Consider the following 14,276-nt stretch of genomic DNA (forward strand, 5'->3'; position numbering starts at 1 on the left):
AGGATATAAGGTGCAATACTTATTAACCTATTTTAAAGGGCTTGCCATGGGCGCGGCCGATGTTGTGCCAGGGGTATCGGGTGGAACGATTGCTTTTATTACCGGTATCTATGACACCTTACTGGAAAGCATTCGCCGTATTAATCCGACGTTGTGGAGCCTATACCGCCAGCAAGGATTTAAGGCGGTGTTAACCCATATCAACGCCGGTTTTTTAGTGAGTCTGTTTGCCGGTATTATCACCAGCATTTTAACCTTAGCTAAATTGATCTCTTGGCTGCTAGTCAACCATCCCATCCCCGTTTGGTCGTTCTTCTTTGGTCTGATTATCATCTCGGCGGTGCACATGATGCGGCAGGTGCAGGGGCGCGTAACCATAGCCCGTATGTTGATCTTTGCCGTTGGAGTGCTGGTTGCTTGGGGCATTACTGTAGTGTCGCCTGTCAATGTGGAAGCCAGCTATCTCAATATCTTCTTGGGGGGCGCGGTGGCGATTTGCGCCATGATCCTACCGGGGATTTCCGGTAGCTTTATTCTGCTGTTAATCGGCTTATATCCGGCCGTATTGGCGGCGGCGAAAAACCTGCAAATCGACATTTTGCTGTGTTTTGCTGCTGGCGCGTTGATCGGTATTTTGAGCTTTAGCCATCTGTTATCGATGCTATTGAAGCGTTATCGCGATGCCACGCTGATCTTCCTCATTGGCTTAATGCTCGGCACTCTTGGCAAAATCTGGCCATGGAAACAAACGCTGACTTGGCGGACTAACTCCCACGGTGAGCAAGTGCCACTGCTGCAGCAGAATCTGTCTCCGATGGAGTTTGAGCATATTACTGGTCACTCCCACCAGCTGTGGTTGGCATTGATTTATGCCTGTGCCGCCATCGTACTGGTGCTGGCGTTGGAATATATTGGGCAGAGGAAGAAGGTTTAATAAGCTACGAGTTACGAGCGAAAGCTATAAGCTTTAAGCTGTAAGAGAGAAGTGAAAAGCGAAAAAGCGATAAGCTATAAGCTATAAGCTATAAGCCTTAAGCTGTAAGCGAGAGGCGAAGAACGAAAAGCACCTGCGGGTGCTTTTTTTGTGTGCAGAAAAAATATTTGTACAAAAAATTGATCCTTGTACAACTTTGTGCCGTAATTACTACAAAGTTATACAAGGAGCAGATAAATGTACAAGTTTGATCCACAGCAGATCCGTCTTGGTGTCAGCAGCTGTTTGCTCGGTGAAAAGGTGCGTTTTGATGGCGGCCATAAGCAATCGGCTTATTGTCAATCCGAGCTAAAACCCCATTTTGAATTTGTACCGATCTGCCCCGAGATGGCGATTGGGCTTAGCTCGCCACGTAAAGCGATTCGCTTGGTGCGCGAGCCTGATCAGCAGATCAGAATTAAAACGGTGGATGAGGTGATAGACCTCACCGACAAGATGCAGCAGTTCAGTGCTGAAAAAGTGGAGCAGCTGAGCTTTCTCAGCGGCTACATCGTCTGCGCCAAGTCGCCCAGTTGCGGTATGGAGCGAGTCACTGTGTATAAGGCGGGCAGCAACAATGGCACCAAAGAGGGCGTTGGTTTGTACACCCAAGCCTTGATGCAACGTTGGCCCGAATTGCCGGTGGAAGAGGAAGGGCGGTTGCACGATCTGGTGATCCGCGAGAACTTTTTCACCCGCGTTTATGCCCATCACGATTGGCATCGCCTACTGCACAGCGGCCTGACGCATCATAAACTGATGCAGTTTCATGCGCGCTATAAGTACCTGCTACTGGCGCATTCGCCAGCGCATTATCGCCAACTTGGGCCTTTGGTCGCCCGTTCAAGCAGCGATTTGGACGAGGTTGCCCAGCAATATTTCCAACTTTTTATGGCTGCGCTACGTCACAAGGCCAGCCGTAAAAATCACACCAGTGCGCTGCAGCACATTCAAGGTTATTTCAAACGTAGCCTGAGCAAAACGCAAAAGGCGGAGCTGACGCAAACCATCATGGATTATCGCAACGGTATTAAGCCGTTGATTGCACCATTGACCTTGATTAACCACTACTTATCGGAGCACCCAACACCGTATATCGCCGAGCAGGTGTATCTCAATCCCCATCCACAGGAGTTAAAACTGCGTTATGGTTACTGAAGTTGAATATAACCTCCCCATTGGCGAAGTGGCGCGGCTGACGGGGGTAAACCCAGTGACGCTGCGTGCTTGGCAGCGCCGTTTTGGGTTGGTAACGCCACAACGTACTCCCAAAGGGCATCGGCTCTACAGTGTTGAGCAGGTGGATGAAATCAAAGAGATCCTGCACTGGCTGGAGCAAGGGGTGGCGATCAGCCGCGTCAAACCGCTGCTCAAGCAAACAACGCCAGTGGTTACCACCGGCGAAGCAGATAGCGATTGGCAGCAACTGACCGAAGGACTAACCGATGCCGTGCTCGCACTCAAAGCGGTAACCGTGCGGCAGCGGCTAGATGAACTCACCAGCTTGTACCCGCTGCCGCTTTGCGGCGAGCAACTGCTGCAATGGTTAACGGCGTTAGATTCCAGTCTTGCCGAACGCGTGGACGGGCCACTGTTGCGCAGTTGGCTGCAGCAGCAGTTGCAGCATTATTCAGCGCTGCGCTGTGAGTCAGTGTTGCGGCAAAAACATCGCAATTTGTTGCTGCTGAGTTTAGGTGAGCAGCCGGATTACCATCAGTGGCTGTGGCAGTTGGCGCTGCTGGCACAAAACATCGTGCCGCACAGTTTTAGCGTGGCTGACAATCTGGATGTGCTCAGTTTAGTCAGCGAGCGCTTACAGCCTTGTGCGGTATTGGCGCTACCCGCAGCGCGCACCCATCAAAGCACCTTGGAGCAGTTAGACCAACTAGCGCAAAAACTGGCACTGCCAGTGGCATTCGGCGGAGCATACGCGCCGCTGTTGCAGCAAGCGATGAGTGAATTACCGCGTTTAACCATTTTGGCAAGCGTTACGCAGTTGGCCGCTTGGCCAGCACCAGCAAAGGAGTTGCAACAATGAAACCATCTACTGCCCAGCAACACACAGTGTTTATCTGGTTTAGGCAAGATTTACGCATTACCGATAATCAAGCATTAACCGCGGCGGTGAAGATGGCGCGGCAGCAACAGTTGCGCTTGAAAGCGGTGTATATCGCCACACCAGAGCAGTGGCAGCAGCATGATGTTGGCCTCAAACAACTGGATTTTATCCAGCGACATCTGCGCTGTTTACAGCAGGCGCTGGCGGCGTTAGGCATTGAACTGAGTTTGTGGCATTGCGACACCTTTGCCGATGTATTACCACTGTGGCAGCAGCAAGTTGCGCAACATAAAGCGGTGGCGATTTTTGCTGGCGCTGAGCCTGAAATTAACGAGCAACAGCGCGATCAAGCCCTGTTAGATGCAGGCTTACCGCTGAACCTTACCAACGAGCATTGCATTCTGGCACCCGGCACAGTGCGCAACCAAAGCGGCGAGATGTATCGGGTATTTACGCCTTTTTTTAAACGTTGGCGCGAGTTGGCCGCAGCCAAAGCTTTTGTGCCGTTACCACCGCCAGCACCGTTGGCGAGCGCTGTCAGTATCACTGCGCCGATCACCTTGCCAGTGGCTACGGGCAACAGTGAGCATTGGCGCGCCGGCGAAGGAGAGGCCAAACAACGGTTACAGCAATTTGTGCGGCAAGCGGCGGCAGAATATGCCGAGCAGCGTGACTTCCCCGCACTCGATGGCACCAGCAGTTTATCGCCTTATTTGGCTCTCGGTGTGATCAGTCCACGGCAATGTTTGGCAGCTTTATTAGCGCAGTTTCCTGACGCCATTGTCGATGACACCAGCCCGGCGCGCACATGGTTGGCTGAGCTGGTGTGGCGCGAATTTTACCGGCACCTGCTGGTGGCATTTCCGCATTTATGTATGGGCGCTAGCTTTAATCCGCTCGGTGGGCAGATCCATTGGCGCCAAGCCGATGATGACTTTGCCGCCTGGTGCGAAGGCCGTACTGGTTACCCGATTGTGGATGCAGCCATGCGTCAGCTCAATCAAATCGGCTGGATGCACAATCGGCTACGGATGATTGTTGCCAGCTTTCTGACCAAGCATCTGCTGATTGATTGGCGTCACGGCGAGCGTTGGTTTCGGCGGCAACTGCTGGATGGCGATTTGGCGGCCAACAATGGTGGCTGGCAGTGGTCGGCGGGAACTGGCTGCGATGCGCAACCCTATTTCCGCATCTTTAATCCGATGACCCAGAGTGAGAAGTTCGACCCTGATGCCAGCTTCATTCGTCAGTACGTGCCTGAGGTAGCAGATTGGTCACTCAAACAGATCCATCATCCGCACAACCGCAGTGCTGCCGAGCTGTTTGCCGTAAGCGATTACCCACTTCCGATAGTGGAACACAGTGCCGCCAGAGCACGGGCGTTAGACCGCTTATCGGTATTGAAGAAAGCCAACTAACAAGGAGTCAGTGATGGCGAATTTTTGTGGACAGGCTAGCGCCGAACAACAGCTACTGCTAGAGCAGTTTATTGCCATCTACCCTCAGTTGCGGGCAGATAACTTGGCGTTATTGGCGCAGATCTATGACGACGATATTCGGTTTCAAGATCCATTACACCAGTTGCAAGGTCTGCGCGCGTTAACCGACTACTTTACCGGTCTGTACTGCAATATCACTGACATCCATTTTGATATTCAGCAGGTGCTGATGACTGGCGCACAGGCGGCAATCACTTGGCGCATGAGCTTCGCTCATCCCAAACTGGCGCGCGGCAAATTGATTGCGGTGGATGGCATGAGCCATCTGACACTGGAGCACAAGATTATCTTCCATCGTGATTATTTCGATGTCGGTCAGATGTTGTATGAACAGTTGCCGCTGGTGGGCGGCATGGTGCGGTTAATCAAACAGAGGGCGCAAACATGAAGCGAGTGCTGATTGTTGGGGCAACATCGGGCATTGGCCTGCAACTGGCGCAGGATTACGCTGCTGCGGGCTGGCAAGTGTTGGCGGCGGGGCGCAATACCACCACGGTGCGCGACATCGCTGGCGTGAGTGCTATCAGTGTCGATATCACTGACGCCCAACAAGTGCAGCAAGCGTTTAGCTCGCTGCCAGATTATTCACTCGATCTGCTGCTGCTCAACGCTGGGACTTGTGAATATTTGGACACCAATCAGTTTGACGGTGACGCGTTCGCGCACGTGATCAACACCAACTTAGTGGCGTTAGGTTACTGTTTGCAGCAGTTGTTAACTAAACTGATGGACGGTGGTCAATTGGCGTTAACGGGCTCTGCCGTGGTGCATCTGCCATTTCCTCGCGCTGAAGCGTACGGCGCGTCGAAAGCCGCAGTGCATTATCTCGCCGGGAGTTTACGGCTTGATTTAGCCGCACGCGGTATCACGGTGAGTGAGATCCAACCCGGTTTTGTCGCCACGCCACTGACCGCTCGTAATCTGTTTGATATGCCGTGGCTGATGACGCCAGCGCAAGCCTCACAGCGTATTCGCCATGGTTTGCAGCGGCGGCGAGCCACGATTGCTTTTCCTCGGCGGCTAATTTGGAGCCTCAAGCTGCTGGCGCTGTTGCCCCTGTCTTGGCAGCAACGTCTACTACAACGGATGTAATTAAGGACCCTAACTATGACGCAATCCGACGTACCAGCTTCACCTAAACGTATTGCCATTGTCGGCTCAGGCATTTCAGCGCTGACTTGCGGTTATCTATTGGCACCGCAGGCAGAAATCACCGTGTTTGAAGCCAATGATTATCTCGGTGGTCATACCGCCACGGTAGATATTGATGCACTCAGCCAGTTTTACGCCATCGATACCGGTTTTATCGTGTTCAACGATCGCACTTATCCACGGTTTCAACGGCTGCTGGCGCGTCTTGGCGTGGCAGCACAGCCGACTGAAATGAGCTTCTCGGTACAACATCAGCTAACGGGCATCGAGTACAACGGCCATAATCTGGCGACCTTATTCGCCCAAAAACGTAATCTGCTACGGCCGCGCTTTTGGCGCTTTATCGCCGAGATCTTACGCTTTAATCGTCGCTGCAAAGCCATCTATCATGACGGCGTGTATCCCGATGACACCTTAGGCGAGTTCTTAAAACAAGAGGCGTTTTCTGACTTCTTCTGTGAACATTACATTCTGCCAATGGGGGCGGCGATCTGGTCGGCCAGCTTGCATGATATCGCCCAATTTCCGTTGCAAGCATTTGTGGAGTTTTTCCAACATCATGGCTTGCTCGATGTTAGCAATCGGCCGCAATGGTATGTGCTCAAAGGCGGCTCGCGCAGCTACATTGCGCCGTTGACTCAAGCCTTCGCCGACCGCATTCACCTTAACTCGCCGGTGCAAAGTATTCGACGCCATGATGACGGCGTGGCGCTATTGGTCAATGGCCAGTGGCACGAGTTTGATGAGGTGATTTTAGGTTGTCACAGCGACCAAGCATTGGCGCTATTAAGTGACGCCGACCCGCTAGAAAAACAGGTGCTTGGTGCCTTGCCGTACCAGATGAACGATGTGGTGTTGCACATGGACAGCAATATGATGCCAAAACGCCGCGCCGCGTGGGCCAGTTGGAATTACTGCTTAGATGGCGATAAACACCGGCCAGCGTGCGTGACTTACAACATGAATATTCTGCAACGCTTGCCGCCAGATTCGCCCAACTTTTTTGTCACGCTCAACCAGAGTGAGCGGGTGGATGAGCAAAAGATACTGCGCCGCTTTCAATATGCTCATCCGCAGTTTTCCATGGCGGGATTACGAGCACGGCAGCATCGCGAGCAGATCTGCGGTAAACGCCACACCCACTTTGTCGGCGCCTACTGGTACAACGGCTTTCATGAAGATGGGGTGCGCAGCGCGCTGGATGTGTGTCAGCGGTTTGGAGCGCATCTATGACCGATATCAGCAGCGGCTTTTATCTCGGCGAAGTGCGCCACCAACGGCAAGAGGTGGTGCGACATCAGTTCCGCTATCCGTTTGGTTTGGCGTTGCTTAATCTCGACGAGCTGCCGCAGTTGTATCAATTAAGCCGTTGGTTTGGGCCTGAGCGTTGGCGGCCGCTGAGTTTTAATCCTGATGTGCATCTCACCGATGGGCTGACCGAGCCGCCGCAGCGCAGCGTTGCCGCGTTAAAACAGCGGGTGCAGCAGCGAGTAATTGCCCTAGGCGGTGGTGAAGTCGAGCAAGTATTTTTTGCCGGGCAACTATGCCATTTTGGCGTGTACTTTAGCCCGGTGAATTTTTTCTACTGCGTGGCCGAACAGCAATTGCGCTGGATTTTGGCGGAGGTCAGCAACACGCCGTGGAACGAGCGCCATTATTATCTGGTGCCGTTTGCCAGCCGCGATATTACCCCGAAAGATTTTCACGTATCGCCGTTTATGGATAGCCGCATGGGCTACCGCTGGCATTTCAATGTGCCCAACGAACAACTGCAATGTGTGATCCGTAACGTGCGTCCCGCCGTAGATACAGATTCAGGAAAAACTTGTTTTAGCGCCAGTATGTTACTCACGCGTCAACTGATGTCAGCCCAAGCCATTCGCCGCTATGTGCTGCGCTTTCCGCTGATGACGCTGCGCATTGTTGCGCTGATTTACTGGCAAGCTTTTAAGTTATGGCGCTACAAAGTGCCGTTTGTTGCTCATCCTAATTATTCAAACGCCAAGGAGTCCTCCCATGCCACTAAGCGAGATTGAGTTATCGACCAGCCAGCCCGCCGCGCTCAAATTAGATTGGCAGCAGAAAATAGCGCGTAAGCTGCTGTTTAAGGCGTTGGCAGCATTGCAAGGCGGTCGGCTCACTGTGATTGAAAACGGCGTGTCGCAGCAGTTTGGTGAGCCGCAAGCGGCGCTGCATGCCACCATGCATATTCGTGATCCGCGCTGTTATCGCCAACTGTTATTCGGCGGCAGTATTGGTGCGGCCGAAGCGTTCATTCAACATTTTTGGCACAGTGATGACTTAACCGCGTTAGTGCAGTTGTTTGCGCAAAATTTGCGTCTGCTCGATCAAGTTGAACAGCGTTTTAGCTGGTTGACCCGCAGTGTGCACTTGGTTAAGCACCGTTTTAGCCGCAACTCTGTGGCGGGGTCTAAGCGCAATATTCTGGCGCATTATGATTTGGGCAACAGCTTGTATCAGCAATTCCTCGACCGTGACATGTTGTACTCCAGCGCAATTTATCCCCATAGCGATGCCGGATTAGAAGCGGCGCAGCAGCATAAATTACAGCTGATTTGCGAGCGGCTAGATTTGCGGCCGGGGCAAACTTTGTTGGAAATTGGCACAGGCTGGGGCGCCTTGGCGATCTACGCCGCCAAGCATTACGGCGTGCACGTGACCACAACCACCATTTCCGATGCGCAGTATCAATACGCCCAAGCGCGGATTGAGCAAGAGGGATTAAGCAACAACATCACCCTGTTACAGCAAGATTATCGCCTGTTGCAAGGCCAATACGATCGCGTGGTTTCCATCGAGATGATCGAAGCTGTGGGGCATGAATATCTGCCGGGCTTTTTTGCCAAGTTGAACGAACTGCTGTTACCCCACGGCAAACTGTTGCTGCAAGCGATTACTATCGCCGATCAGCGTTATGCCAGTTACCGCCGCGGGGTCGATTTTATCCAACGTTATATTTTCCCTGGAGGTTGTTTGCCATCGGTGACGGTGATGGTGCAGCAACTGACGGCGAACACAGAGATGGTGATGGACAGCTTGTATGATTTTGGCGGCGACTATGCCCACACCTTAGCTGATTGGCAGCAGCGCTTTGTTGCGGCGTTACCGGCGGTGCGTAGCTTAGGTTATGGTGAAGATTTTATTCGCATGTGGCGCTTTTACTTGAGTTACTGCGAAGGGGCGTTTTTAGCGCGGGCGATCAGTGTAGTGCATCTGACTGCGGCCAAAGCGGATTATCGGCCACAGTCAGTGAATTGATATTTAAGCTTTAGCTGGGCTGTTTTGGTATTGTTGGTGCGGAAACGCTGCATGGATCTGTTCGGCGTATTTCGCGCCTGCGCTTGGCGATACATGCAGTTTTACCGGTTGTAGATCTTGCGCTCTTACCACACAGTTCAGTTTGCCTTTTTTGGCTATCGCGCGGCATTCTTTGGCAAATCGTTCCGGGATTTTGCCGCTATGTTGTTGTAAGTGCCCATTTTTAAAATGCATTTCAAAGATGATGTTTTTTGGCTTGCGACCAAAGACCAGTTTGTAGATCGCCCATAGAATGGCCGCCAGCGCCAGCAATTTAATCAAATTAGCCATAATGACATTCCAGCATTAACAAGATGCTCTAAATATAGCGGGCCATTGGGCCACAGACTGCTAAATTCATCACAGAGCGTTAACCTCATGGCTGCTTATCCAACCACTAAACTGCTGTCGCCGTTGGCGCTAAATTTATGATATTCCCCCGCCGATACGCCTGCGTCAGTGCTGGCACTTTTGCGCTTCTTTGCTAGCTTTTAAGGTATTTAAGCTGGCGCGCGCTCAGGAAAATCAGCATGAAGCAGACGTTTGCATGTGAGGATGGTTTTGCAACAGTATTCAGAAACTCTGAAGACGGCTTAGCTATTTTTAAAGGCACCGCATTTATTGATTGTAATCAGTCAATGTTGATCATGATGGGGGCCACCACCAAACAGCAGTTTATCGGCCTCTCTCCGTTTGACTGCTCGCCCGAATGGCAGCCTGATGGGCGCCGCTCTGAGGAGAAAGGTCTGGCGATGATTGAGCTGTGTCGCCACAGCGGCAGTGCCCGCTTTGAGTGGTTGCACCATAAGCTCAATGGCGAGCCGCTGTGGGTTGATGTGTTGCTCACCAGAATGCGGCTCGATGATGAGATTGTGATCCACACCAACTGGCGCGATATTTCTGAGAAGAAAGCGCTGCAACTGAAAATAGACAAACAAAAAGCCACGTTTGAAACCCTGTTCAATGAGTCGCGCGATGGGCTGAGTATCATCGCCGATGGCGTATTTCTTGATTGTAATGGCTCCTTTCTCACGCTGTTTGGTTTCTCCAGTAAAGAGCAGGTGATTGGACTCGATCCATTAAAAGTCTCAGCCGCCATTCAGAGCGATGGTGTGCCGGTGGAGATTGCCATTGAGATGCGCATGGGCAATGCATTTCAGCAAGAATCCACCCGATTTGAATGGAACCACTTGCGCACCGATGGCACCGAGTTTTGGGGCGAGGTGATCTTAACTAAGATTACCCTCGATGACGTTGATGTGTTGTACGCCATCACCCGTGATATTTCGCTCAAGAAGAAGTTGGAACAGGAAATTATCGAGCGCAATACCTTGTTAAAGGCCGCCAACCTGCATCTAGAGCAAACCATTGAAGATCTGAAACGGGCGCAAGATAAGTTAGTCGAGGCGGAGAAAATGGCTAGTCTTGGTTCATTGGTCGCGGGGGTTGCCCATGAAATCAACACGCCAGTTGGCATCGGCTTAACGGGCATCACCCAGATCGTGGCCGACTGTGACGGCATCAGTAAACGTTACTTAGCCGGCAGTCTGACCGAAACTGACTTTGAGGAATTTATTGGCGCCACCAAAGAGATCGCGCATTTGGTGTGTAAGAATTTGGAACGCACCGCCCAGTTGGTACGCAGTTTTAAACAAGTTGCTGTGGATCAAATGAGTGAAGAGGAGCGCCAAATCAACTTAAAGGATTATCTCGAAGAGGTGGTGTCTAGCTTGTCATCGGTACTGCGTGGCGTCGGCGCTAAAGTGAGCATTGATTGCCGAGAGGATATTAGCGTACTGACCAACCCGGGATTAATTTCCCAAGTGTTGACCAACTTGATTGTTAACTCGGTTAAACATGGTTTTGCCAAGCGGCAATCGGGCTTGATCACCATCGGCGTGACGGAGATTAACCCCACCGAATTTTTACTGGATTATCGCGATAACGGCAAAGGCATCAGCAAGGAAAACATCCCCAAGATTTTTGATCCCTTTTTCACCACTCAACGCGCCGAAGGTGGTACTGGGCTTGGGTTAAATATCACTTATAACATCATCACCAATGCTCTGGCTGGCTCTATCGTTTGTCACAGTAAAGAAGGTGAAGGAGTGCAGTTTGTGATTCAGTTTCAGGTAACCGCGCGCGTGTCTTAGTCAGGGCAAAGTTAGATAGTCATAGCTGCGAAAGAATCGCTGCGGAAATTTGCCCCCCAACCGCTTTGCCATCGCGACGGATTTTAGGGCAGTTAACGCCACTGTTATATGCCGTTCAGTTGATTGCTTGCGTGCTATGTTAAGGTATGGCTTCTATGTAGAACGCTTGCGTGCCAAAGGAGCCTCAAATGCAACTGCAAAATCCTCAATTACTGCAAACTAATGCCTATATTGACGGCCAGTGGGTCGCCGCAGATAAGCAAGAGACGCATCCCGTCGTTAATCCTGCCACTGGTGTGGTGATCGCCACTGTGGCTTATGTCGGTGCCGCAGAAACCCAACGAGCTATTGATGCCGCTGAGCGAGCATTGCCCGCATGGCGTGCCAAGACCGCCAAAGAACGCGCGCAACTGCTGCGCCGCTGGTTTGAACTGATCACCGCAAACAGTGACGATTTAGCATTGTTGATGACCTCCGAAGGCGGCAAGCCGCTGGCAGAAGCTAAAGGTGAGGTGAGTTACGCCGCATCATTTATCGAATGGTTTGCCGAAGAAGCCAAACGTTTGTATGGCGATGTGATCCCCGGCCATCAAGCGGATAAACGCCTGTTGGTGATTAAACAAAGCATTGGTGTTTGCGCTGCGATTACGCCGTGGAACTTCCCTGCGGCGATGATCACCCGTAAAGCGGGGCCAGCGTTGGCCGCCGGTTGCACCATGGTGCTCAAACCCGCCGAGCAAACGCCACTGACGGCACTGGCGCTGGCAAAACTGGCGGAAATGGCGGGCATTCCTGCTGGGGTATTTAACGTGTTACCCGGTCATGCGGTGGCGATTGGTAACACCTTGTGTGATAGCCCGGTGGTGCGCAAGTTGACGTTCACTGGTTCAACGCCCGTTGGTATCAAACTGATGCAGCAAAGTGCCGCGACGCTGAAAAAGCTGTCGCTGGAGTTGGGCGGCAACGCGCCGTTTATCGTGTTTGACGATGCTGATATAGACGCTGCCGTTGAAGGCGCCATGGTGTCGAAATATCGCAACGCGGGGCAAACCTGTGTGTGCACCAACCGTTTGTATGTGCATGACAGCATCTATGATGAATTTGCCGAGAAGTTAGCGCAAAAAGTGGCGCAACTGAAAGTGGGTAATGGCGCTGAGCCGGGCGTGAATGTCGGGCCGCTAATTGATGCTAAAGCCTGTGAAAAAGTGCAATCACATCTGGCTGATGCGTTGGCAAAAGGCGCAACCTTGGCCTACGGCGGTAAACCGCTCGCAGGCAACTTTATCGAGCCAGCGGTGCTGACTAACGTGACGTCGCAGATGAAAGTCGCCAAAGAGGAAACCTTTGGCCCCATTGCACCGTTATTCCGCTTTAACGATGAAGCCGAAGTGATCGCCATGGCTAACGATACTGAGTTTGGCTTGGCGGCGTATTTTTATGCCAATAATTTATCGCGTGTTTGGCGGGTGGCAGAAGCGCTGGAATACGGCATGGTCGGCATCAACACTGGCTTGATCTCCAATGAAGTTGCGCCGTTTGGTGGCGTTAAAGCCTCTGGTTTAGGCCGCGAAGGCTCGAAATACGGTATTGAAGACTATCTTGAGATGAAATATCTGTGCATGTCGGTTTAACGCTGTAAGCGTCAATCAGCCATAAGAAAACCGCCGCAAGTGAGTTGCGGCGGTTTTTTATTTAGGAGTCAAGCAGTTGCTGCCTCGCAGTCTTAATCGGTATTTTGCAACGCCGAGATGGTTGCTGATACGTTCTGCGAACTGGTGAGAATATCATTCATCACTTGGCTGACGGCGTTGATCTGTTCTTTGCCTTTTGTTGTCGCTTCGGCCACGGAGGAGATCTCTTTGGTGGCTTGCTCGGTAAGGGCACCGTTTTGTTTCACCACATTACTGATCTGTTTAGTGGATTCGCTCGTCCGTGCGGCAAGCTGGCGTACTTCATCAGCCACCACGGCAAAGCCGCGACCTTGTTCACCCGCCCGCGCGGCTTCAATGGCGGCGTTGAGTGCCAGCAAGTTGGTTTGGTCGGCAATGCCGCTAATGGTGGACACAATCGCCTCAATATTGCGTGACTGTTCATTCAACTCGGCAATGGCGGTTGAGGCCCGCTGCACTTGTTGATAGTTGGCATTGGAGGTGTTTTGTACGTCAGACAGCAGCGAGGTGGCGTCATGCAATTTGGACGTGGTGTCGATTGCCGATTCGCGGGCGACATTGGCCGCTTCTTTAGTGGCCTCGGCGCGCATCATTCGGCGCGTGGTGTCGCTGGCAAACTTGATCACTTTGTAGACTTTGCCATTCGGATCTTTAATCGGGTTGTACGACGCCTCTAACCAAACGGGCTCACCAAACTTGTTGTAACGTTTAAATTGGCCCGCTTTAAATTCACCGCTGGCTAAGTCTTTCCAAAAATTGGGGTATTTACTGTAAAACTTGTCGTCGCAAAACATGCGGTGATGTTTGCCTTTAATCTCATGCAGGCTATAACCCATGGCGTGCAGGAAATTATCGTTCGCATCGATGATGTTACCTTGTGGATCAAATTCGATGGTAGCGCGAGAAAGATCCAGTGCGTTTGCCAAGGCAACTTTATCTAGCATTTCCTCATAAGTTTGGGTGATATCCGAGGCAAATTTCATGACCTGAGTGACACGCCCATCTTGGGTAACGGGAAAGTAGGTTGCTTGCAGCCAAATTTTTTGACCATTTGCATGACGACGAGGCATCGGTGCTGAGTATGGTTTACCACTGCGTAGGTCATTCCATAGCTTACTGTAGGCCGGTGAATTGACAAAATCGGCAAAACAAAGCTCTTTGTGGTCCATACCAATCAACTGTTCTTTACGATAGCCAATTGTTCGGCAAAATAGCTCACTTACGTCAGTGATTCTACCGTCTGGAGTAAAGGATATGGTGGCTAGATTTTGGTGAATTGAGGTGCACATTGCTTGCAACGTCTCAAGTTCAGCTTTGAGTGAATGCTCGTTATTGCTCTTCTTTCCCCAAAACATAGAATTTTCCTTCGGGCTAGTTACTCATACGTGGTGCGGTGTGAGTGATAAGTGTAGGAGTTAAACGGAAAAACTGCCTAGTTGCAACTGTAAAAAA

Annotated in this window: 13 protein-coding genes and 1 pseudogene; 11 read left to right on the forward strand and 3 right to left on the reverse strand. The window is 51.6% G+C overall.

Going from position 1 to position 14,276, the window contains the following annotated elements:
• The first annotated feature begins 10 nt into the window (after positions 1-10).
• The 9 genes from L9G74_RS00805 (at position 11) to L9G74_RS00845 (ending at position 8,962) form a co-directional block, all read left to right on the forward strand.
• On the forward strand, positions 11-934 hold the full coding sequence (locus L9G74_RS00805) for a polyprenyl-phosphate transporter (RefSeq protein ID WP_238894331.1): 924 nt from the start codon (positions 11-13) through the stop codon (positions 932-934).
• Between the two features lie 237 nt (positions 935-1,171).
• Positions 1,172-2,131, forward strand: a complete 960-nt coding sequence (locus L9G74_RS00810; RefSeq protein ID WP_238894332.1) for a YbgA family protein — start codon at positions 1,172-1,174, stop codon at positions 2,129-2,131.
• On the forward strand, positions 2,121-3,011 hold the full coding sequence (locus tag L9G74_RS00815) for a MerR family transcriptional regulator (protein WP_238894334.1): 891 nt from the start codon (positions 2,121-2,123) through the stop codon (positions 3,009-3,011). Before L9G74_RS00810 ends, L9G74_RS00815 begins: the two co-directional genes overlap by 11 nt.
• The gene (gene phrB, locus L9G74_RS00820) at positions 3,008-4,450 is read left to right on the forward strand and encodes a deoxyribodipyrimidine photo-lyase (RefSeq protein ID WP_238894335.1); all 1,443 of its coding nucleotides are present in this window, start codon (positions 3,008-3,010) and stop codon (positions 4,448-4,450) included. Before L9G74_RS00815 ends, phrB begins: the two co-directional genes overlap by 4 nt.
• Before the next feature lie 13 nt (positions 4,451-4,463).
• Entirely contained in the window at positions 4,464-4,919 is a 456-nt protein-coding gene (locus L9G74_RS00825) for a nuclear transport factor 2 family protein (protein WP_238894336.1), read from the forward strand.
• Positions 4,916-5,623 carry an SDR family NAD(P)-dependent oxidoreductase gene (locus L9G74_RS00830; RefSeq protein WP_238894338.1) on the forward strand — a complete coding sequence of 236 codons (708 nt, stop codon included), beginning with the start codon at positions 4,916-4,918 and terminating at the stop codon, positions 5,621-5,623. Before L9G74_RS00825 ends, L9G74_RS00830 begins: the two co-directional genes overlap by 4 nt.
• A gap of 15 nt (positions 5,624-5,638) precedes the next feature.
• Positions 5,639-6,916 carry an NAD(P)/FAD-dependent oxidoreductase gene (locus L9G74_RS00835; RefSeq protein ID WP_238894340.1) on the forward strand — a complete coding sequence of 426 codons (1,278 nt, stop codon included), beginning with the start codon at positions 5,639-5,641 and terminating at the stop codon, positions 6,914-6,916.
• Positions 6,913-7,719, forward strand: a complete 807-nt coding sequence (locus L9G74_RS00840) for a DUF1365 domain-containing protein (protein ID WP_238894342.1) — start codon at positions 6,913-6,915, stop codon at positions 7,717-7,719. The genes L9G74_RS00835 and L9G74_RS00840 overlap by 4 nt, the downstream gene beginning before the upstream one ends.
• Positions 7,715-8,962, forward strand: coding sequence for a class I SAM-dependent methyltransferase (locus L9G74_RS00845; protein ID WP_438944535.1), 1,248 nt, complete (start codon positions 7,715-7,717; stop codon positions 8,960-8,962). The genes L9G74_RS00840 and L9G74_RS00845 overlap by 5 nt, the downstream gene beginning before the upstream one ends.
• 3 nt (positions 8,963-8,965) lie before the next feature.
• Here the strand turns inward: L9G74_RS00845 and L9G74_RS00850 are convergent, their stop codons facing one another.
• Positions 8,966-9,292: a DUF3634 family protein gene (locus L9G74_RS00850; protein WP_238894344.1), complete on the reverse strand. Its 327-nt coding sequence runs from the start codon at positions 9,290-9,292 to the stop codon at positions 8,966-8,968.
• A gap of 239 nt (positions 9,293-9,531) precedes the next feature.
• Here L9G74_RS00850 and L9G74_RS00855 point away from each other — a divergent pair, with 239 nt between their 5' ends.
• Both L9G74_RS00855 and gabD read left to right on the forward strand, forming a co-directional pair.
• Positions 9,532-11,154, forward strand: coding sequence for a PAS domain-containing sensor histidine kinase (locus L9G74_RS00855; protein WP_238894346.1), 1,623 nt, complete (start codon positions 9,532-9,534; stop codon positions 11,152-11,154).
• A 188-nt stretch (positions 11,155-11,342) separates the two neighbouring features.
• Positions 11,343-12,785 (forward strand): NADP-dependent succinate-semialdehyde dehydrogenase, encoded by a 1,443-nt coding sequence (gabD, locus tag L9G74_RS00860; protein ID WP_238894347.1) that lies wholly within the window; start codon positions 11,343-11,345, stop codon positions 12,783-12,785.
• Positions 12,786-12,877: 92 nt separating this feature from the next.
• On the opposite strand, the gene L9G74_RS23490 is transcribed toward gabD, so the two are convergent.
• Together L9G74_RS23490 and L9G74_RS23495 are read right to left on the reverse strand one after the other, a co-directional pair.
• The gene (locus L9G74_RS23490) at positions 12,878-13,417 is read right to left on the reverse strand and encodes a methyl-accepting chemotaxis protein (RefSeq protein ID WP_438944536.1); all 540 of its coding nucleotides are present in this window, start codon (positions 13,415-13,417) and stop codon (positions 12,878-12,880) included.
• 42 nt (positions 13,418-13,459) lie between these two features.
• Positions 13,460-14,179, reverse strand: a pseudogene (locus tag L9G74_RS23495) (PAS domain-containing protein); the annotation flags it as partial.
• Between the last annotated feature and the right edge of the window lie 97 nt (positions 14,180-14,276).

It is taken from the genome of Shewanella electrica, assembly GCF_022321485.1.
GTDB lineage: Bacteria > Pseudomonadota > Gammaproteobacteria > Enterobacterales > Shewanellaceae > Shewanella > Shewanella electrica.